Annotated in this window: 22 protein-coding genes; 13 read left to right on the top strand and 9 right to left on the bottom strand. The window is 63.9% G+C overall.

The features are described 5' to 3' along the window. The first annotated feature begins 86 nt into the window (after nt 1-86). The gene (locus tag B0E48_RS07730; RefSeq protein WP_217317868.1) at nt 87-341 is read left to right on the top strand and encodes a hypothetical protein; all 255 of its coding nucleotides are present in this window, start codon (nt 87-89) and stop codon (nt 339-341) included. 97 nt (nt 342-438) lie between these two features. Here the strand turns inward: B0E48_RS07730 and B0E48_RS07725 are convergent, their stop codons facing one another. The 7 genes from B0E48_RS07725 to asnS form a co-directional block, all read right to left on the bottom strand. Further along, nucleotides 439-867, bottom strand: a complete 429-nt coding sequence (locus B0E48_RS07725) for a Rid family hydrolase (RefSeq protein ID WP_077517544.1) — start codon at nt 865-867, stop codon at nt 439-441. Then, nucleotides 864-1,532 (bottom strand): carbonate dehydratase, encoded by a 669-nt coding sequence (gene can, locus B0E48_RS07720; protein ID WP_077517542.1) that lies wholly within the window; start codon nt 1,530-1,532, stop codon nt 864-866. Before can ends, B0E48_RS07725 begins: the two co-directional genes overlap by 4 nt. A gap of 68 nt (nt 1,533-1,600) precedes the next feature. Continuing rightward, nucleotides 1,601-3,067, bottom strand: coding sequence for an aldehyde dehydrogenase (locus B0E48_RS07715; RefSeq protein ID WP_077517540.1), 1,467 nt, complete (start codon nt 3,065-3,067; stop codon nt 1,601-1,603). Nucleotides 3,068-3,127: 60 nt separating this feature from the next. Next, nucleotides 3,128-3,919 carry an SDR family NAD(P)-dependent oxidoreductase gene (locus B0E48_RS07710; RefSeq protein ID WP_077517539.1) on the bottom strand — a complete coding sequence of 264 codons (792 nt, stop codon included), beginning with the start codon at nt 3,917-3,919 and terminating at the stop codon, nt 3,128-3,130. Between the two features lie 19 nt (nt 3,920-3,938). Continuing rightward, nucleotides 3,939-4,253: a hypothetical protein gene (locus tag B0E48_RS07705; RefSeq protein ID WP_077517537.1), complete on the bottom strand. Its 315-nt coding sequence runs from the start codon at nt 4,251-4,253 to the stop codon at nt 3,939-3,941. Next, a complete protein-coding gene (locus tag B0E48_RS07700) occupies nt 4,250-5,095 on the bottom strand; it encodes a MalM family protein (RefSeq protein WP_077517536.1) in 846 nt (281 codons plus the stop codon). The genes B0E48_RS07705 and B0E48_RS07700 overlap by 4 nt, the downstream gene beginning before the upstream one ends. A 14-nt stretch (nt 5,096-5,109) precedes the next feature. Next, a complete protein-coding gene (asnS, locus tag B0E48_RS07695) occupies nt 5,110-6,510 on the bottom strand; it encodes an asparagine--tRNA ligase (RefSeq protein ID WP_077517669.1) in 1,401 nt (466 codons plus the stop codon). A 156-nt stretch (nt 6,511-6,666) separates the two neighbouring features. Between asnS and B0E48_RS07690 the strand changes: the two genes are divergently transcribed. The 7 genes from B0E48_RS07690 (at nt 6,667) to radA (ending at nt 12,709) form a co-directional block, all read left to right on the top strand. Then, nucleotides 6,667-6,993 carry an iron-sulfur cluster assembly accessory protein gene (locus B0E48_RS07690; RefSeq protein WP_077517534.1) on the top strand — a complete coding sequence of 109 codons (327 nt, stop codon included), beginning with the start codon at nt 6,667-6,669 and terminating at the stop codon, nt 6,991-6,993. Nucleotides 6,994-7,147: 154 nt separating this feature from the next. Continuing rightward, entirely contained in the window at nt 7,148-7,597 is a 450-nt protein-coding gene (gene rpsF / locus B0E48_RS07685; protein ID WP_077517532.1) for a 30S ribosomal protein S6, read from the top strand. Between the two features lie 12 nt (nt 7,598-7,609). Beyond that, nucleotides 7,610-7,840: a 30S ribosomal protein S18 gene (gene rpsR / locus B0E48_RS07680; RefSeq protein ID WP_007081973.1), complete on the top strand. Its 231-nt coding sequence runs from the start codon at nt 7,610-7,612 to the stop codon at nt 7,838-7,840. Nucleotides 7,841-7,974: 134 nt separating this feature from the next. Continuing rightward, the gene (gene rplI / locus B0E48_RS07675; RefSeq protein ID WP_077517530.1) at nt 7,975-8,433 is read left to right on the top strand and encodes a 50S ribosomal protein L9; all 459 of its coding nucleotides are present in this window, start codon (nt 7,975-7,977) and stop codon (nt 8,431-8,433) included. Between the two features lie 302 nt (nt 8,434-8,735). Beyond that, nucleotides 8,736-10,130 (top strand): replicative DNA helicase, encoded by a 1,395-nt coding sequence (locus tag B0E48_RS07670; protein ID WP_077517528.1) that lies wholly within the window; start codon nt 8,736-8,738, stop codon nt 10,128-10,130. A 19-nt stretch (nt 10,131-10,149) separates the two neighbouring features. Then, complete coding sequence (gene alr, locus B0E48_RS07665; RefSeq protein ID WP_077517526.1) at nt 10,150-11,238, top strand: alanine racemase; 1,089 nt, start codon at nt 10,150-10,152, stop codon at nt 11,236-11,238. Nucleotides 11,239-11,323: 85 nt separating this feature from the next. Next, nucleotides 11,324-12,709 (top strand): DNA repair protein RadA, encoded by a 1,386-nt coding sequence (gene radA / locus B0E48_RS07660; protein ID WP_077517524.1) that lies wholly within the window; start codon nt 11,324-11,326, stop codon nt 12,707-12,709. Between the two features lie 8 nt (nt 12,710-12,717). On the opposite strand, the gene purU is transcribed toward radA, so the two are convergent. Then, entirely contained in the window at nt 12,718-13,572 is an 855-nt protein-coding gene (purU, locus tag B0E48_RS07655) for a formyltetrahydrofolate deformylase (protein ID WP_077517522.1), read from the bottom strand. A gap of 1 nt (nt 13,573) precedes the next feature. Then, nucleotides 13,574-14,371: a cytochrome c biogenesis protein CcsA gene (gene ccsA, locus B0E48_RS07650; RefSeq protein ID WP_077517520.1), complete on the bottom strand. Its 798-nt coding sequence runs from the start codon at nt 14,369-14,371 to the stop codon at nt 13,574-13,576. A gap of 96 nt (nt 14,372-14,467) precedes the next feature. Here ccsA and ffh point away from each other — a divergent pair, with 96 nt between their 5' ends. From ffh to rplS, 5 genes are all read left to right on the top strand, one after another. Further along, nucleotides 14,468-15,856: a signal recognition particle protein gene (ffh, locus tag B0E48_RS07645; protein ID WP_077517518.1), complete on the top strand. Its 1,389-nt coding sequence runs from the start codon at nt 14,468-14,470 to the stop codon at nt 15,854-15,856. A 162-nt stretch (nt 15,857-16,018) separates the two neighbouring features. Next, nucleotides 16,019-16,273, top strand: a complete 255-nt coding sequence (rpsP, locus tag B0E48_RS07640; protein WP_077444504.1) for a 30S ribosomal protein S16 — start codon at nt 16,019-16,021, stop codon at nt 16,271-16,273. Between the two features lie 11 nt (nt 16,274-16,284). Further along, the gene (gene rimM / locus B0E48_RS07635; protein WP_077517516.1) at nt 16,285-16,806 is read left to right on the top strand and encodes a ribosome maturation factor RimM; all 522 of its coding nucleotides are present in this window, start codon (nt 16,285-16,287) and stop codon (nt 16,804-16,806) included. A 35-nt stretch (nt 16,807-16,841) separates the two neighbouring features. Further along, nucleotides 16,842-17,615, top strand: a complete 774-nt coding sequence (gene trmD, locus B0E48_RS07630) for a tRNA (guanosine(37)-N1)-methyltransferase TrmD (RefSeq protein WP_077517514.1) — start codon at nt 16,842-16,844, stop codon at nt 17,613-17,615. Nucleotides 17,616-17,659: 44 nt separating this feature from the next. After that, nucleotides 17,660-18,064 (top strand): 50S ribosomal protein L19, encoded by a 405-nt coding sequence (gene rplS, locus B0E48_RS07625; RefSeq protein WP_077517512.1) that lies wholly within the window; start codon nt 17,660-17,662, stop codon nt 18,062-18,064. Nucleotides 18,065-18,122 lie beyond the last annotated feature (58 nt).

Genomic DNA, 18,122 nt, shown 5'->3' with positions numbered 1-18,122 from the left:
CTGCTGCTATTGTTGGCTCGTCGCGCCACCCGAGTTGCCGGGTTCCGGCCGGGTTCGCGATATCCAATGATCCGAGGCTCAACATCATGATGCGTAAACTTGCGATCGCTTCCCTGCTCGTGGCGGGCGTGGCTCTTTCCGGTTCTGTACTGGCTCAGGCTGCTGCCCCGCAGGCAGCGGCAGCGACCCAGCAGAGCGCTCCGGCCGCTGCTCCCGCAGCTGCTCCGGCTGATGCGATGAAGGCCGATGCGCCGAAGGCTGCCACCACCACGACTCACCACAAGAAGCACAAGAGCCACAAGAAGGCTGCTGCTCCGGCTGCTGCCAGCACCGCGGGCTGATAGTCGGCCCGGCTGTTGTGAATCAAAAACCCCGTCGGCATCGCCGGCGGGGTTTTTTCATGGCTGATCCGTGGTCGCGGTTTGTTGTAGTGGACGCTCAGCGTGTCGACGCGGTCAACGCTGCCACACATTTCAGTTCGATCGCGATCGGCGTCGGCAATGCCGTGATACCCAGCGTGGTGCGACAGGCGTCGACACCGGCGAAATACTCCGCGTACAAACGGTTGTAGCTAGCGAAGTCCCGCTGCATGTCGGTCAGGAACACGGTGATGTCGACCAGGTCGGTCCAGGCGCCGCCGCTGGCCTCCAGCACCGCGCGTACATTGGTGAAGACCTGTCGGCATTGCGCCTCGAAGTCGTATTCGACCAACTGGCCGGCTGCATCGTGCACGTTGCCGGGAATCGTGTTGCTGCCGGGCTGACGCGGGCCGACGCCGGACAGGAACAACAGGTCGCCGACGCGTCGCGCGTGCGGGTAGGCGCCGACTGGCGCCGGTGCGGCATCGGTACGAATGACTCCGCTCATGCGCGCACTGCCGGCAGCCGCGTCAATCGCTGCAGGGCGTTTTCGTAAGCCGGCTCCAGCGCCGTGCGCGAGTCGACGTGCATGTTCAGATCGTGCATATGACCATTGTCGAGGCTGTAGCACCACGCATGTACCGCGAGTTTCTGGCCGCGTTCCCAAGCGTCCATCACCACCGTGGTGCGGCAGGTATTGGTCACTTGTTCGATCGCATTGAGTTCACACAGGCGGGTATTGCGCAGCGACATCAAGTCCATGGAGGCGAGCAGCGAGGAATGTTTCTCCGCCACATCGCCGACATGCCGCAACCAGTTGTCGACCAGGCCGAGCCGGCGCTCGTCCAGCACCGCCTGGATGCCGCCGCAGCCGTAATGGCCGACGATGATGATGTGTTCGACCTTGAGGATGTCCACCGCGAACTGGATCGCACTGAGGCAGTTGAGGTCGCTGTGCGAGACCACGTTCGCCACATTGCGCTGCACGAAGATCTCGCCTGGTGGCAGGTCGACGATCTGGGTCGCGGGCACGCGTGAGTCGGAACAGCCGATCCACAGATATTTCGGCGATTGCTGCTTTGCCAGGTGTTCGAAGAAGTGCGGATCTTCCGCATGTCTGGCAGCGGACCAGCGACGGTTGCCATCGAGCAGTTCTTGCAGGGGACTGGTCACGGTTGTGTACTCTTCGGTGCGGCTTGCGCCGCGGGGTGGATCAAAAGCATCTGATTGGTAACACCTGATCAATAGCGGATGCAGATATTTTTCGGCTCGGTGAAGAAGTGCAGCGCATCACTGCCGCCTTCGCGGCCGAGTCCGGATTGCTTGGTGCCACCGAACGGTGTGCGCAGATCGCGCAACAGCCAGCAGTTGATCCAGACGATGCCGAACTCGAGCTGAGCGGCGAATCGGTGCGCGCGTGACAGGTCCTGCGTCCACAGCGAAGCGGCAAGGCCGTAGTGGCTGTTGTTGGCGATCGCCAATGCTTCGGCCTCGTCCTCGAACGGAATCAGGCTGACCACCGGGCCGAAGATTTCCTGCTGGTTGGTCTGCGCCGCGGACGGCAGGCCTTCGATCACCGTGGGTGCGATGAACCAGCCATCGGCACAGCGGCCCGATAAATGGATCGCGTGGCCGCCACACAGCACGTGGCCGCCTTCAGCACGAGCCTGTTCGATGCAGCCGAGCACCTTGTCGTAATGCATCTGGGAAACCATCGCACCGAGATTGCTGCCAGCATCCGACGGATCGCCGACCCGTAGCGCCTGCACCCGCGCGAGATAACGTGCGCGGAAGGTCTCGTAAATCGAGCGTTGCACCAGCAGTCGCGAGCCGCACAGGCAGATCTCGCCCTGGTTGGCGAAGCCTGAGCGCACGACAGTGTCCAGGTTCGCCTCGGAAAGATCGGCATCGGCGAATACGATCGCCGGATTCTTGCCACCCATCTCCAGCGACACTTTCTTGAACTGCGGTGCGGCAGCGCGGGCGATCTGCGTGCCGGTGGCGGTGCTGCCGGTGAAGGAAACCGCCTTCACCCGCGGATGTTCCACGATCGCGTGGCCCACGCTCGGGCCGCGGCCCTGCACGATGTTCAACACGCCGGGCGGAAAACCCGCCTCGATGCTCAGTTCGCCGAGCAGGGCGGCGGTGCACGGCGTCACTTCCGATGGCTTGGCCACCACCGTGTTGCCAGTGGCCAACGCGGGGGCGATCTTCCAGGTGAACAGGTACAGCGGCAGGTTCCACGGACTGATGCAGCCCACCACGCCGAGCGGCTGGCGCAAGGTGTAGTTGATCGCGCCGGTGTCCGTGGTGCCGGTGGCCATCGCGTGCGATTCGCTGCCCCAGGTCATGACCGCGGCGGCGAAGTGGCGCAGGTTGCTGATCGCGCGCGGGATGTCGAGTGCGCGCGCGAGGGCGAGTGGCTTGCCGCTGTCGCGTGATTCCAGCAGCGCGAATTCTTCCAGTCGCGCCTCGATCAGATCGGCCAGTCGCTGCAGCCGCTGTGCGCGCTGCTCGACCGGCGTGTTCGCCCAGCTGGCGGCAGCGCGGCTGGCCGCCGCGACGGCGATCTCGACATCGGCGGAAGAGGAATCGGGGCAGTGTGCGAACACCGCACCGGTGGCGGGCTCATGCACATTCAGCCAGGCGTCGTGCTGCGGCACCTGCAGACGACCATCGATCAGATTGGCTAGGCGCGGAATAGACATCCGCGCAAGCTTAAAACCAGCGTGCTGCAAATGCACTGGCTTGTGCGAGCGACTGCCCCCTCAACTCAGCGCCCGTGTCCGGCCGCCATCCACCGCAATGCTGACGCCGTTGACATAGGCTGCCGCCGGCGTGCACAGGAACGCGATCACCGCCGCGATTTCGCTCGCTTCGCCGAAGCGGCGCGCCGGAACGGTGGCCAGCATGCCTTGGGCGACCTCGTCCTCGTTGCGGCCGCTGGCCGCGGCTTGCGCGGCCAGCAGGCCAGCGAGACGCTGGGTGCGGGTATAACCGGGCAGCACATTGTTGACGGTGATACCGTCAGCAGCCAGTTCCGCGGACAGCGTCTTGGCCCAGCCGGCGACCGCGGCGCGCACCGTGTTGGAGACGCCGAGGCCGACGATCGGCTCTTTCACCGAGGTGGAAATCACGTTGACGATGCGCCCGTAGCCACTGGCGCGCATGCCGGGCAGCAGCGTCTGCAGCAGGGTCTGGCCGGCGAGCAGATGCTGGCGGAATGCCGTCTCGAACGCGGCCGCCGTCGCCGTATGTGCCGGGCCGCCAGGTGGTCCGCCGGTGTTGTTGATCAGGATCTGAACGGGTTGATCGGCGGCGATCTCGCTGGCCACCGCCTGCAGACTGGTGATGTCCAGCATGTCGACGCTGCGCCAGTCGTGCCGCTGGCCGGCATGGGGCCGCGGCAGACCCGCGGCTATCGTCTGCAGCGCGTCGACCGAGCGCGCCAGCAGGGTGACGTTGGCCCCCAGCTCCGCCAGTTCGATCGCGCTGGCGTGGCCGATGCCTTGCGACGCACCGCAGACCAGCGCATGGCGCCCACTCAGATCCAGTTGCATGGGATTCTCCGGTCGGATTTCAGCGCAGCAGCAGACGCATCGCCAAGGCGGCGAGCCAGCACACCCAGCCCAGCCACGGGCTGTAACGCCACACCTGTTGCCAGCGGTTGATGGTCGCATCGCCCAGTGCAGGCAGTGCAGGTGAACGCAACACATGCTGCATGCGAATCCAGATACGAAATGCCGTGGTCTTGCCCTGTTCGGGCTCGGCAATGATCTTCCATTGCTGCGGGTAGCGTTGGCGCAACAGGGCCGCGAGCCGGAACTGGGCCACGTAGGACAGCACGAACAGACCGATGCCGGCGGCCAGCAGCGCGAGATACAGAGTGATCACGGGTGACTGCCGCTGGCGCTGCTGCCATTGCTGCTGCCGCTGCTGGTATTGCTGCTGCTCCAGGGCAGCGGCAGCGCGGTGCGCAGCGTATTGAGCACGCCATCACCTTTGGCTGCTTTCTTGCAGATCGCGCTGTCGACGGCCTTGGCGTAGGTCTTGTTCATCATGCCGACCCACAGCGTGCCATCCGGGCCGTGCGGAATGCTGAAGCTGCCCGCGGAGTTCATCTGGAGCGTCGCTGCGGTCGTGTTGGAGATCGACGCAGGTGACTGTTCCCAGTAGGTCTTGCCCGATTGCTGCGCCGCCGAGCTGTAGACCAGCAGGTAGCGCGCCTTGTCGCTGTCGATCTTGATGCTGCCGAAGGCGCCGGTGGTTTCATCGCTCCAGCCCATGTGTTCGCACAACTCGATGTCGTCGGAGCGAATCGGCTGGAAGCCTTCGTCCAGCAGCACGATGGTGGGCGCGAATAGGTAACTGGCATGCAGCCAGCGACCATTCAATTCCGATTTCAAGGCCACCTGGTACGGCAGCTTGACGTCGCTCGGCAGGCGGAATGCAAGGTAATAACTGTGCGCGCCATTGAGGTTGGCGACCATGCTGCCACTGCCGAGGACGAACTTCTGCGGCTGCCACGGCAGCATGCTGCTGTAGGAGAAGTCCGCGAAGCTGCTGCAGCATGGCGAGGCCTGCAGCAACTGCTGCTGGGCCAGTTTCAGTGCCTTGCCGTTGTCTTCCTCGGGCGGCCGCAGGTTCGGCGGGATCAGTACCTTGGCGGTGTGACAGCCACCCAGCAGCACGCTGAAAGCCAGTGCGGCGAGGATGGTGGGAAATCGATGCGACATGACAGGCGGGGTACTCAGAATTCGGCCGTTCCAGCGGCACGCGGGTAGGGGATGGCATCGCGGATGTTGGAAAGGCCGCAGACGTAGACCAGCAGGCGCTCGAAGCCGAGGCCGAAACCGGCATGCGGCACCGTGCCATACCGGCGCAGGTCACGGTACCAGCCATAGGAAGCGGGATCGAGACCGAACTGGATCATGCGGCGATCGAGGTAGTCCAGCCGTTCCTCACGCTGGCTGCCGCCGATGATCTCGCCGATGCCCGGGGCCAGCACGTCCATCGCGGCAACGGTCTTCTCATCATCGTTCAAGCGCATGTAGAACGCCTTGATCGCCTCGGGGTAGTTCATTACGACCACGGGGCGGCCGATATGTTTCTCGGCCAGGTAGCGTTCGTGTTCGGTCTGCAGGTCGATGCCCCAGGCGACCGGGTAGTCGAACTTCTGGCCCGACTTCTTCAGGATCTCGATCGCGTCGGTGTAGTCGATGCGCTCGAACGGCTGGGCAATGAACGCCTCCATCCGGCTGATCGCATCCGGCTGCACGCGCTCGGCGAAGAACGCCATGTCGTCGGCACGCTCGTCCAGCACCGCCTTGAAAATCGCCTTGAGGAAACCTTCGGCGCAATCGGCATCCGCAGTGAGATCGGCGAACGCGATCTCCGGCTCGACCATCCAGAACTCGGCCAGATGGCGCGGCGTGTTGGAGTTCTCCGCGCGGAAGGTCGGGCCGAACGTATAGACCTTGCTCATCGCCAGGCAGTACGCCTCGACGTTGAGCTGGCCGGACACGGTTAGGAAGGCCTCGCGGCCGAAGAAATCCTTGCGGAAGTCGATCTTGCCCTTGTCGTCGCGCGGAAGGTTGGCCAGGTCCAGGGTGGACAAGCGGAACATGTCGCCGGCACCCTCGGCGTCCGAGGTGGTGATGATCGGCGTGTTGATCCAGAAAAACCCCTGCTCGGTCAGATGACGATGGATCGCCGTCATCATCGTGTGGCGCACGCGCGTCACCGCGCCGAACAGGTTGGTGCGCGGACGCAGATGGGCGACCTCGCGCAGAAATTCCATCGAGTGCTGCTTGGGCTGGATCGGGTAGGTTTCCGGATCGTCGACCAGACCGGTGACGATCACCTCGTCCGCCTGCAGCTCGAAGCTCTGGCCCTTGCCCTGCGACGGCACCAGGGTTCCCGAGACGATCACGCCGGCACCGGCGGTGAGATGCAGGACTTCACTGTGGTAGTTGCCCAGCGTGGCCGGCACCACCGCCTGGATCGGGTCGAAGCAGGAGCCGTCGGTGACATTGACGAAGGACAGGCCAGCCTTGGAATCGCGGCGCGTGCGCACCCAGCCGCGCACGGTCACCGTGCTGCCGGCTTCGATCTTGCCGGATAAAGCCTGCTTCACACTTGCCACTGCCATGAATTGAAACTCCTGCTGGGGCGCCGCATATCGACGCATGAGTCGTTGATGAAGGACGCGCGCAGTAAAAACATACGCGCAAGACCTCCATGATAATGTAGCTGTTGCCTGGGCTGCGACTTTCCAGGCCATTAACTGAGGTTGGATCCACCCACCATGAGCATCAGCATCACCCCTGCCGCCAACGAGCGCATGCGCCACTTCCTGGCAGCCACTCCGGCGGCGGCCGGCGTGCGCTTCGGCGTCAAGCGCACCGGTTGCTCCGGGTTCGCCTATGTGGTGGATCTGGCCGAGGCAGTCGGTGAGGGCGACCGGCTGGTCGACGTGGACGGCGTGCCGTTGATCGTCAATGACAAGAACCTGGCCCTGGTCGAGGGCACCGTCATCGACTTCCAGCGCCAGGGCCTCAACGCCAGCTTCGTGTTCCACAATCCCAATGCCACCGGCGAATGCGGCTGCGGCGAGAGTTTTACGGTCGGCTGAGCCTTTGCTTTTCAGTCACTTGCGTTAAACCCTTGTGGCATCCTACAATTCCGCTTCTGTCCATGCCCGAAAGGTCATGGATGGGCACTTGCCTCACCGCATCGGCGGGAGGCTGCGAGGCCGCAAGGCCGCATCCACAAGGAGTCAAACCACAATGACCCTGCGTCATTACGAAGTTGTGTTCATGGTCCACCCTGACCAGAGCGAGCAGGTTCCGGCGATGCTCGAGCGCTACAAGGCGCTGATCGAGACCGACGGCGGCAAGATCCACCGTCTGGAAGATTGGGGCCGTCGTCAGCTGGCCTATCCGATCGTGAACCTGGCCAAGGCACATTACGTGCTGCTCAATATCGAAGTGAGCCAGAACGCGCTGAACGAGCTGGAGTCGGGTTTCCGCTTCAACGACGCCGTGCTGCGCCACCTGGTTGTGCGCCGTGACGAAGCCGACACCGAGCCGTCCTTCATCCTGAAGTCCAAGGAAAAGGATGACGCCAAGTCCTCGCGTCGCCGCGACGACGATGACAGCGACGGTGAAGGCGAGGGCCGCCCGCGTGGGCGTGACCGCGACGACCGCGACAACGATCGCGACAGCGACGACCGATAAGGAATCCAGACCATGTCCAAGTTTTTCCGCCGCCGCAAGTTCTGCCGCTTCACTGCCGAAGACGTGAAGGAGATCGACTACAAGGATCTCAACACCCTGCGTCAGTACGTCACCGAGAACGGCAAGATCGTGCCGAGCCGCATCACCGGTACCAAGGCGCGTTATCAGCGTCAGCTGGCCACCGCGATCAAGCGCGCACGCTTCCTCTCGCTGCTGCCGTACACCGACAACCACGACGTCTGATCGTGACTGACCGCAGCCTTGGGGTTGCGGTCAGTGGTTTCGCCCGGCCTGGCTGGGCGAAATCTCGGACATCCTTCGGACAACCGTCCTCTGGCTGCGTCGGGCCACACCGGCGCTAACGAAAAGGAATCAACATGGAACTCATTCTTCTGCAGAAAGTCCGCAACCTCGGCACGCTTGGCGACAAGGTCAACGTGAAGCCGGGCTACGGCCGCAATTTCCTCCTGCCGCAGGGCAAGGCCGTACGCGTCAATGCCGCCAACCTGGCTGCGTTCGAACAGCGTCGTGCCGAATACGAAGCCAAGGCCAACACCGCACTGGCCGATGCCGAGGCACGCAAGACCAAGCTCGACGGTGCTGCCGTGACGATCTCCGCGCATTCCAGTGCGGAAGGCAAGCTGTTCGGCTCGGTGGGTCCGCGTGATATCGCCGAAGCGCTGGCTGCCGCCGGTCACACCGTCCACAAGGGCGAAGTGATCCTGGGTGAAGGCCCGCTGCGTCACACCGGTGAATTCGACGTGGCGATCCACTTGCATGCCGACGTACACACCAGCGTCAAGGTGATCGTGGTCAGCGACAAGAGCGACAAATAAGCCATACGCCATCCACGTGATGGAAACCGACGGGCGCCGCGAGGCGCCCGTTTGTTTTGGTGATGCGGAAGCACTGGGAACGGGGCACGGGGACAGCAAGAAGCAACGCGGTGCTTTCGCCCCTGTTCCCCTTGCCCCGTTTTATCCCCAGCAACCCACAGCTTATCCACAGAGTTATTGTCTCGGCGGGTGAGATGCTGCCGCGTATGATGGTTATCGGTGCAGTCGCCCGACCGACGTCGGTGCGCTGCCCGCTTTCATGGAGTCATTCTCCGTGAGGTAACCCTCCGTGAGGTAAGTCGATGTCCTTCGTGCCCGAACGCAAATCCTCGTCCTCTGCCATCGAGGCGCTCCGGGTACCGCCGCATTCCATCGATGCCGAACAGGCCGTCCTCGGCGGCCTGATGCTGGCGCCGGATGCGCTGGACAAGGTGGCCGACCGGCTGGCCGAGGCTGACTTCTACCGCAAGGATCACCGCCTGATCTGGCGCGCGATCAACGAGCTGGCGAACAAGGGCATGCCGTGTGATGCGGTGACCCTGGGCGACTGGTTCGAGAGCAACGGTCTGGCCGAGATGGTCGGTGGTGCCAGCTATCTGATCGAACTGGCCAACAGCACGCCGAGCGCGGCCAATATCGCCGCGTATGCGGAGATCGTGCGCGAGAAGTCGGTGATGCGCCAGCTGATCGATGCCGGCACCTCGATCACCGAGGACGGCTACCGGCCCGAAGGCAAGAGCGTGCAGGAGGTGCTGGAAAGTGCCGAACAGCGCGTGTTCCACATCGCCGAATCCGGTGCGCGTGGCAAGAAGGATTCGGTCTCGATGCGCGAGGCGGTGAAGGATGCGTTCCGCCTGCTGCACGAGCGTTACCAGAATCGTGGCCAGCTCACCGGCATCACCACCGGCTTCACCGACCTGGACAACCTGACTTCCGGCCTGCAGCCGTCGGACCTGATCATCGTGGCGGCGCGTCCATCAATGGGCAAGACCGCGTTCGCACTGAACATCGCCGAGACCGCCGCGATCCGCAGCAAGAAGGCGGTGGTGGTGTTCTCGATGGAAATGTCCGCCTCGCAGCTGGCGTTCCGTCTGATCTCCTCGGTCGGCCGCATCCACCAGCAGCACCTGCGCAACGGCGACCTGCAGGAGGAGGACTGGCCGCGCGTCTCCAACGCGATCTCGATCCTGTCCGAGGCGAAGATCTTCATCGACGACACGCCCAGCCTGTCGCCGGTGGAGCTGCGTTCGCGTTCGCGCCGGCTGCACCGCGAGCACGGCGGCCTGGGTCTGATCGTGATCGATTACCTGCAGTTGATGCAGGTGCCCGGCAACAAGGAGAATCGCGCCACCGAAATTTCAGAAATTTCGCGTTCACTCAAAGGCCTCGCCAAGGAGTTGAACGTGCCGGTGATCGCCCTCTCGCAGTTGAACCGTTCGCTGGAACAGCGTGCCGACAAGCGCCCGATGATGTCCGATCTGCGCGAGTCCGGCGCGATCGAGCAGGATGCCGACGTGATCATGTTCATCTACCGCGACGACTACTACAACAAGGAATCGCCGGACAAGGGCATGGCCGAAATCATCATCGGCAAGCAGCGCAACGGCCCCACCGACACCTGCAAGCTGACCTTCCTCGGCCACTACACCAAGTTCGAGAACTACGCGCCGGATTCCTTCGTCGGGTCGTTCGATTGATGCCGGGTTCCCGCTCACGATGAGCCGTACCACCGTCGCCACCATCCATCTCGGTGCGCTGCGCCACAACCTGGCGCGGCTGAAGGCGCTCGCTGCACCGGCGAAGGTGATGGCAGTGGTCAAGGCTGATGCCTACGGCCACGGACTGGAGCGGGTTGCCCGCGCGCTCGATGACGAGGCCGAGGCGTTTGCGGTGGCCGCGCTCGGTGATGGTTTGCGTCTGCGTGCGGCCGGGCACCGACAGCGCATCGTGGTGCTGTCCGGCCCGGACAATGCCAGCGATCTGGTCGAGATGCAGCGACTGCAACTGGATGCGGCGATTCATCACGAGGCGCAGTTGCAATGGCTGGCGCAGGCCTCGCCGGCAAGGGGTCGTCTGCGTGTCTGGCTGAAGGTCGACAGCGGCATGCATCGACTGGGCTTTGCACCGGAGCGCGTGACCGACGTGCATGCGCGGCTTTCTGCGATGCCCGGCATCGACCCCGAGATCGGCCTGCTCACGCATTTTTCCGAATCCGAAGTGTTCGAAGGTGAGCAGACGGCGGAGCAGATCGCCTGCTTTGTCGAGGCGACCAAGACGTTCAGTGGCCCGCGTTCGCTGTCCAACTCCGCCGCTGTACTCGGCTGGCCGGATGCACGCGGCGATTGGGTGCGCACCGGTGGCCTGCTTTACGGTCTGTCGGTGGTCGAAGGGAAAAGCGGTGCCGACCTCGGCTTTCGTCCAGCAATGACGCTGGGCACGCGGTTGATCGCGATTAACCGGATCAGCAAGGGCGAGCGCATCGGCTACAACGGCATATGGACCTGTCCGGAAGACATGCTGGTCGGCGTGGCTGCAGTCGGTTACGGCGATGGCTATCCGCGCAGTGCTGCAGCCGGCACGCCGGTACTGGTCGGCGAGCAGCGCGTGGCGTTGATCGGTCGCGTCTCGATGGACCTGATTACGCTGGACCTGCGCGATGCGCCGCAGGCGAAGGTGGGCGATCGCGTCACCCTGTGGGGGCCGCAACTGCCGGTGGAAATCATCGCCGCGCAAGCCGGCACGATCTCCTATGACCTCACCTGTGGCATGACCCGCCGTGTGCTGTTCGTCGAAGACGAAAGCTGACAGCATCTGACGCCACGGCGTCTCGTGGTTTGCGATGGGCGCAAGCTAAGCTGCCTGCATCATTACCATCCAGCCGGAAACCCGCATGGCCAAAGCCAAGACCGCCTACGTCTGCACCGAGTGCGGCGCCGAGCACAACAAGTGGCAGGGGCAATGTGTCGAATGCGGGGTGTGGAACACGCTCAGCGCGATCGTGCTGACGCCGGCGTCAGCAGCCATGTCGTCCGTCGGCGCGCAGCGTTCCAGCTACGCGGGCAACGCCGCCGGTGTGGCGCGCATCACGCCGCTGACCGAAGTGGCGTTGACCACCGAGGCGCGCACGCTGACCGGCATCGGCGAGCTGGATCGGGTACTCGGTGGTGGTCTGGTGCAAGGCTCGGTGGTGCTGATCGGCGGCGATCCCGGTATCGGCAAGTCGACCTTGCTGTTGCAGATGCTCGGCACGCTGGGCGCGCATCTGCCCAGCGTGTATGTCACCGGTGAAGAGTCGCTGTCGCAGGTGGCGTCGCGCGCACAACGGCTGGGCCTTCCATTGGAGCCGTTGCAGGCGCTGGCCGAAACCTGCATCGAACGCATCCTCGAACAGGCGATGGCCTCGCGGCCGCGCGTGCTGGTGATCGATTCGATCCAGACGATCTGGACCGAGTTGCTCGCCGCGGCGCCCGGTTCGGTAAGCCAGGTGCGTGAGTCCGCCGCCAAGCTCACCCGTTTCGCGAAGGAAACCGGCACCTCGGTGTTCCTGGTCGGTCATGTCACCAAGGAGGGCGGCATCGCCGGCCCGCGCGTGCTCGAGCACATGGTCGATGCGGTGCTGTATTTCGAGGGCGAATCCGGCAGCCGCTTCCGCATCCTGCGTGCGTTCAAGAACCGCTTCGGCGCGGTGAACGAACTGGGAGTGTTCGCGATGTCCGACAAGGGCCTGCGCGAAGTGCCGAATCCCTCGGCGATCTTCCTGTCCTCGCACAGCGGTCCCACCTCGGGCAGCGCGGTGATGGTGACGCGCGAAGGCACCCGCCCGTTGCTGGTCGAAGTGCAGGCGCTGGTGGATCAGTCCTCGCTGGGCAATCCGCGCCGCGTCACCCTCGGGCTGGAACAGAACCGGCTGGCCATGCTGCTGGCCGTGCTGCACCGGCATGGCGGCGTGGCGGCGTACGACCAGGACGTGTTCGTCAACGTGGTCGGCGGCATCCGCGTGCAGGAGACGGCGGTCGATCTGCCGGTGCTGCTGGCGGTGTTGTCGTCGCTGCGTGACCGGCCGTTGCCGGAACACACCGTGGCGTTCGGCGAGGTTGGCCTGTCCGGCGAGATTCGCCCGGTACCGAATGGCGAGGAGCGTCTGAAGGAGGCCGCGCATCATGGCTTCCGCCGCGCGATCGTGCCGAAGGCGAATGCGCCAAAGAAGGGCAAGGTCGGCGAGATGGAGGTGATCGGGGTGGAGCGACTGGCCGAGGCGATCGATGCCTGTCGCTGAGGGTTGGCTTACGAGCTGAACACCACGGTCTTGTTGCCGTTGAGCAGGATGCGATCGTCCAGATAGAGCCGCAGGGTGCGCGCCAGCACGCGCCGCTCGATGTCGCGGCCGATGCGGATCATGTCTTCGGGGGTGTGATGGTGACTGACGCGCTCGATGTCCTGCTCGATGATCGGCCCTTCATCCAGCGCGGCGGTGACGAAATGAGTGGTCGCGCCGATCAGCTTGACCCCACGCCGGTGTGCCTGATGGTAGGGCCGGGCACCCTTGAAGCCGGGCAGGAAGGAGTGGTGGATATTGATGCAGCGCCCGGCCAGCTTCGCCGCCAAGGTGCTGGACAACACCTGCATGTAGCGGGCGAGCACGATCAGGTCGGTGCGGCTTTGCTGGATCAACGCCCACAGCTCGGCATCCTTGCTGGCCGCATCGGCCGGCAGGTAATGGAACGGGATGTCGTCGAAATCGAGGTGCCGATAGGTTTCGCGGGGATGGTTGGCGACGATGCCGGAAATCTCCATCGGCAGTTCACCGATGCGCCAGCGATAAAGCACGTCGACCAGGCAGTGGTCGAATTTCGACACCAGCAGCAGTACACGATGGCGCTCGTTGCGGTCACGCAACTGCCACTGCATGTCGAATGGGCCGGCGATGACGCTGAAATCCGCCTGCCGGCGGACCAGCATCATCTCGGACGGCAGCGGCTGGAAGACCAGGCGCATGAAGAAGCGCCCGGTTTCGGTGTCGCCGAACTGCTGCGCTTCCAGCACGTTGTCGCCGCGCGCAGCGAGGTGGCCTGAGACTGCCGCGAAGATGCCCGGGCGATCCGGGCACGACAGCGTCAGTACGAATTCGGTCGTGGTCATGTCAGGCGGTGCGGTGCAGGATCAGTTCCAGTACCGCCTTGGTGCCGAAGAAGGCGAGCAGTAGCACCGCCATGCCGATCAGGGTCAGGTTCACCGCCTGCTGGCCGCGCCAGCCATGCCGCCAGCGGCCGTACAGCAGCACACCGAACACCAGCCACGCCACGATCGACAGGATCGTCTTGTGCGCCAGATGCTGGCCGAACAGGTTGTCGACGAATAGTGCGCCGGTGATCAGGGTCAGTGTCAGCAACAGGAATCCGGCACCGATCAGCCGGAACAGCAAGGTTTCGGTCAGCGTCAGTGGCGGCAGCGCGCGCAGCCACGGACCGAACTGGCGATGGCGCAACGCGCGTTCCTGCACCGCCAGCAGGATCGCCAGCACGGTTGCGATCGACAGCACGCTGAACGCGATCAGCGCCACGGTGACATGCAGCTTGATCTGCCAGTCCATCGTCAGCGGCAGCGTGGGCGGTGCCAGGAAACTGTCCACCGCGATTAGCAAGGCGGTCAGCGGAAATACGATCACACCGAGTGCGGCGACCGGGCGCGAAAGATTCACCAGCAGGGTCAGTGTCGATACCACGAACGCGACCAGCGACAGCGCGGCGAAGAAATGCAGATCCAGCGCGCCTCTGTGCATGCCGAGCAGGATCCCGGCGTGGATCAATACGGCGCCGCCGGCCACGCCCAGCGCCAGTCGGTTCAGCGGTTGGCCGCCACTCAGCAGCGGCCGTGCCAGCCCTGCGGCGGCGGCAAGATAAAGCACGATGGCGAGCAGGGCAAAGACGTGGATGGCCATAGCCTTGAAGTGTCGCACAGGCTCCGGCGGCCGTGCATGCGGAGCAGGCCGATCCGTCCGCTATAATCAGGGACTTTCCTGTTTGCCGGTTCCGTCATGTTCGAGTCGCTCAGCCAACGTCTTTCCACCACTGTCAATCGCCTGCGCGGCCGCGGCCGGCTGACCGAGGAGAACATCCGCGAGTCGTTGCGCGAAGTGCGCATCGCGCTGCTGGAAGCGGACGTCGCGCTGCCGGTGGTGCAGGCGCTGATCCAGCGGATCAAGGTGCGCGCAGTCGGCCAGGACGTCATGAAGAGCCTGTCGCCGGGTCAGGCGCTGGTCAAGGTGGTCAGCGACGAGCTGACCGTGGTGATGGGCACGGCCAACACCGAATTGAATCTGGCGCAGACGCCGCCTGCGGTGGTGCTGATGGCCGGCCTGCAGGGCGCCGGCAAGACCACCACGGTGGCCAAGCTGGCGCGCCTGCTGACCGAGCGCAAGAAGAAAAAGGTGATGGTGGTCAGCTGCGACGTCTATCGTCCGGCGGCGATCGAGCAATTGCGCACGCTGGCCGAGCAGGTCGGGGTGAAGTTCTTCCCGTCCGAGGCAGGCCAGGATCCGGTCGCCATCGCCAAGGCGGCGGTGGCTGCGGCGCGTCGTGAAGTGATCGATGTGCTGATCGTCGATACCGCCGGCCGTCTGCACGTGGACGAGGCGATGATGGCCGAGATCAAGGCCTTGCACGCCGCGATCACGCCGGTCGAAACCCTGTTCGTGGTCGACTCGATGACCGGCCAGGACGCCGCTAACACCGCCAAGGCATTCAGCGAGGCGTTGCCGCTGACCGGCGTGATCCTGACCAAGACCGACGGTGACGCCCGCGGCGGTGCCGCATTGTCGGTGCGTTATGTCACCGGCAAGCCGATCAAGTTCCTCGGCGCTGGCGAGAAGACCGACGCGCTGGAGCCGTTCCACCCGGATCGCCTGGCGCAACGCATCCTCGGCATGGGCGACGTGCTGTCGCTGGTCGAGGAAGTCGAGCGCAAGGTCGATCAGGAGAAGGCGCAGAAACTCGCCCAGAAGGTGATGAAAGGCAAGCGCTTCGACCTGAACGACATGAAGGACCAGCTGGAGCAGATGGGCAATATGGGCGGTCTGGCCGGCCTGATGGACAAGCTGCCGGGTATGGGCAACCTGCCGGACAGCGTCAAGTCGAAAGTCAACGACGGTGAGATGAACCGGATGGTCGCGATAATCAACTCGATGACCAAGAAAGAACGCCGTCACCCGGATCTGCTGAACGGTTCACGCCGTGCCCGCGTGGCGCGCGGTTCTGGCACCCAGCCGGCTGACGTCAACCGCCTGCTCAAGCAGTACATGCAGATGGAAAAGATGATGTCCAAGCTGTCCAAGGGTGGCAGCAAGGGGCTGATGCGGCAGATGCGCGGTGCCATGAAGGGTATGGGCGGCATGGGTGGCATGGGCGGTTTGCCGCCGCCGCGCTGATCGATCCGGGAATGCTGGGCCGATCATGCATCGCAATGAGTCTGCAAAAGCCCTCGAAGCCCATTCCCTATTCCCTTTTTCCGAAAAACCGCTAAAATGCCCCGTTTACCGCGCACGTCTCTCGTGTGCCTGCCGCTCATTCGGCAATTCTGGAGTTTTACCATGGTCAAGATTCGTCTTTCGCGCGGTGGCGCCAAGGGCCGTCCGTTCTACCACGTCGTCGTGACCGATCAGCGCAGCAAGCGCGACGGCCGCAACATCGAGAACATCGGTTACTACAACCCGGTTGCTTCGGGCAAGGACAAGCGCCTTGAGCTGAACGTCGAGCGCGTCAAGGAATGGGTCAGCAAGGGCGCCCAGCTGACCGACAAGGTCGCCGCGCTGGTGAAGGAAGCCGGCAAGCAGCAGGCTGCCTGAGTACGGCACTTATGAGTGCTGCAGCAGCCAGTCGGCGCGTCCTGATCGGGCGCATCGTCGGGCTGTACGGTGTGCAGGGTTGGCTCAAGATCGAATCCTGGGCTGAGCCACGCATGCGGATCTTCGACTACCAGCCGTGGCTGCTCACTGCAGCGCCGGGTGTGGAGACGCAGATCTCGGGAGCGAAGGGTCGTACGCAGGGTAAGGGCATGGTGGCCCAATTGCCCGGTGTGGACGACCGGGAACAGGCGGCAGCGTTGATCGGCCATGACATATATGTCACCCGTGACCAGTTGCCCCCTCCCGCGAAGGATGAGTATTACTGGGTCGATCTCGAAGGAGTTGAGGTCGTCACCACGGAAGACGTGAAGCTGGGGCGGGTCAGTCACCTGTTCGCCACCGGTGCCAACGACGTCGTGGTAGTGAGGGACGGCGAGCGCGAGCGGCTGATTCCTTTCATCCAGGGTTCGTATGTGCGTTCGGTGGACTTGTCCGCAGGGCGCATGGTGGTGGACTGGGATCCTGAATTCTGACGTTGCATCGCATCGCGACAAAGGGTTGAGGATTCATGCGCATCGACGTAGTCACCTTGTTTCCCGACTTCGTGCGCCAGTGTGCTGCTGTCGGTGTGGTGGGACGCGCGCAGCAACGCGAGTTGCTGCAGGTGGAAACCTGGAATCCGCGCGACTACGCCACCGACAAGCACCGCAGCGTGGACAGCAGCTCGTATGGCGGCGGTCCCGGCATGGTGATGATGATTGAACCGTTGCGCACGACCCTGGAGGCCATGCGTGACGCCGTACCGGAACCGGTGCATCTGATTTATCTCAGTCCGCAGGGAGCGCGGCTGACGCAGGGACGGGTGGAAGCGCTGGCGAAACGGCCGCGCATCGCCTTGCTCTGCGGACGTTACGAAGGTGTGGACGAGCGTCTGCTGGCTCACGAGGTCGACGAGGAGCTTTCCATCGGCGATTATGTGCTGTCCGGCGGTGAGCTGGCCGCTGCGGTGATCATCGATGCAGTGGGACGCTTGCAGGACGGTGCGTTGAACGACGCGCAGTCGGCCGAGCAGGATTCATTCTCGGATGGCCTGCTGGATTGTCCGCATTATGGAAAACCGGTGCACGATGCGCTGGGTGATGTACCGGAGGTGTTGCTGTCCGGTGACCATGCGGCGATCGCCCGCTGGCGCCTCAAGCAATCGCTGGGACGAACCTGGTTGCGTCGCCCGGACTTGTTGTCACAGCATGGGCTGGATGCGAAATCCCGGGCCTTGCTGGATGAATTCCGCCGTGAACATGCTCAACAGGAGCGGTTGCGGCAAGACGATGCGGCCGAATGACGACCGCAGCATTGATATCGCTAAAGTGAACCGACAGGTGCGCCATGAACAAGATCATTGAACAGTTCGAATCCGAGCAGATCACCCGCCAGTTGCCGGAATTCAGCCCCGGCGACACCGTTGTGGTCAACGTCAAGGTGAAGGAAGGCAACCGCGAGCGCGTGCAGGCGTTCGAGGGCATTGTCATCGCCAAGCGCAGCCGCGGCCTGCATTCGGCCTTCACCGTGCGCAAGATTTCACATGGCACCGGCGTGGAGCGCGTGTTCCAGGCGCATAGTCAGGCGATCGATTCGCTGACGGTGAAGCGCAAGGGCAAGGTGCGTGGCGCCAAGCTGTATTACCTGCGTGGCCTGGAAGGCAAGGCTGCCCGCATCAAGGAAGACGTCGCCGCTGCCGCTGCCGCCAAGGCCAGTGCGAAGGCCGCTGCCGCCGCTGCCGCCGCCGAGTAATTCTCGCCGCCAGTGGGTTGCAACGAAGAAGCCCGCGGATCGCTCCGCGGGCTTCTTT

The organism is Rhodanobacter sp. C03 (genome assembly GCF_002001175.1).
GTDB lineage: Bacteria > Pseudomonadota > Gammaproteobacteria > Xanthomonadales > Rhodanobacteraceae > Rhodanobacter.
This window is presented reverse-complemented; position numbering and strand designations above follow the sequence as displayed.

What these genes read in the sequence shown, in the direction of transcription:
- purU (WP_077517522.1), bottom strand. Translation starts at nt 13,572, where the DNA reads ATGACCACGACCGAATTCGTACTGACGCTGTCGTGCCCGGATCGCCCG.
- B0E48_RS07730 (WP_217317868.1), top strand. Translation starts at nt 87, where the DNA reads ATGATGCGTAAACTTGCGATCGCTTCCCTGCTCGTGGCGGGCGTGGCT.
- B0E48_RS07710 (WP_077517539.1), bottom strand. Translation starts at nt 3,919, where the DNA reads ATGCAACTGGATCTGAGTGGGCGCCATGCGCTGGTCTGCGGTGCGTCG.
- alr (WP_077517526.1), top strand. Translation starts at nt 10,150, where the DNA reads ATGAGCCGTACCACCGTCGCCACCATCCATCTCGGTGCGCTGCGCCAC.
- trmD (WP_077517514.1), top strand. Translation starts at nt 16,842, where the DNA reads ATGCGCATCGACGTAGTCACCTTGTTTCCCGACTTCGTGCGCCAGTGT.
- B0E48_RS07690 (WP_077517534.1), top strand. Translation starts at nt 6,667, where the DNA reads ATGAGCATCAGCATCACCCCTGCCGCCAACGAGCGCATGCGCCACTTC.
- B0E48_RS07725 (WP_077517544.1), bottom strand. Translation starts at nt 867, where the DNA reads ATGAGCGGAGTCATTCGTACCGATGCCGCACCGGCGCCAGTCGGCGCC.
- B0E48_RS07700 (WP_077517536.1), bottom strand. Translation starts at nt 5,095, where the DNA reads ATGTCGCATCGATTTCCCACCATCCTCGCCGCACTGGCTTTCAGCGTG.
- rpsF (WP_077517532.1), top strand. Translation starts at nt 7,148, where the DNA reads ATGACCCTGCGTCATTACGAAGTTGTGTTCATGGTCCACCCTGACCAG.
- ccsA (WP_077517520.1), bottom strand. Translation starts at nt 14,371, where the DNA reads ATGGCCATCCACGTCTTTGCCCTGCTCGCCATCGTGCTTTATCTTGCC.
- rpsP (WP_077444504.1), top strand. Translation starts at nt 16,019, where the DNA reads ATGGTCAAGATTCGTCTTTCGCGCGGTGGCGCCAAGGGCCGTCCGTTC.
- ffh (WP_077517518.1), top strand. Translation starts at nt 14,468, where the DNA reads ATGTTCGAGTCGCTCAGCCAACGTCTTTCCACCACTGTCAATCGCCTG.
- rpsR (WP_007081973.1), top strand. Translation starts at nt 7,610, where the DNA reads ATGTCCAAGTTTTTCCGCCGCCGCAAGTTCTGCCGCTTCACTGCCGAA.
- rimM (WP_077517516.1), top strand. Translation starts at nt 16,285, where the DNA reads ATGAGTGCTGCAGCAGCCAGTCGGCGCGTCCTGATCGGGCGCATCGTC.
- B0E48_RS07670 (WP_077517528.1), top strand. Translation starts at nt 8,736, where the DNA reads ATGTCCTTCGTGCCCGAACGCAAATCCTCGTCCTCTGCCATCGAGGCG.
- B0E48_RS07715 (WP_077517540.1), bottom strand. Translation starts at nt 3,067, where the DNA reads ATGTCTATTCCGCGCCTAGCCAATCTGATCGATGGTCGTCTGCAGGTG.
- asnS (WP_077517669.1), bottom strand. Translation starts at nt 6,510, where the DNA reads ATGGCAGTGGCAAGTGTGAAGCAGGCTTTATCCGGCAAGATCGAAGCC.
- rplS (WP_077517512.1), top strand. Translation starts at nt 17,660, where the DNA reads ATGAACAAGATCATTGAACAGTTCGAATCCGAGCAGATCACCCGCCAG.
- rplI (WP_077517530.1), top strand. Translation starts at nt 7,975, where the DNA reads ATGGAACTCATTCTTCTGCAGAAAGTCCGCAACCTCGGCACGCTTGGC.
- radA (WP_077517524.1), top strand. Translation starts at nt 11,324, where the DNA reads ATGGCCAAAGCCAAGACCGCCTACGTCTGCACCGAGTGCGGCGCCGAG.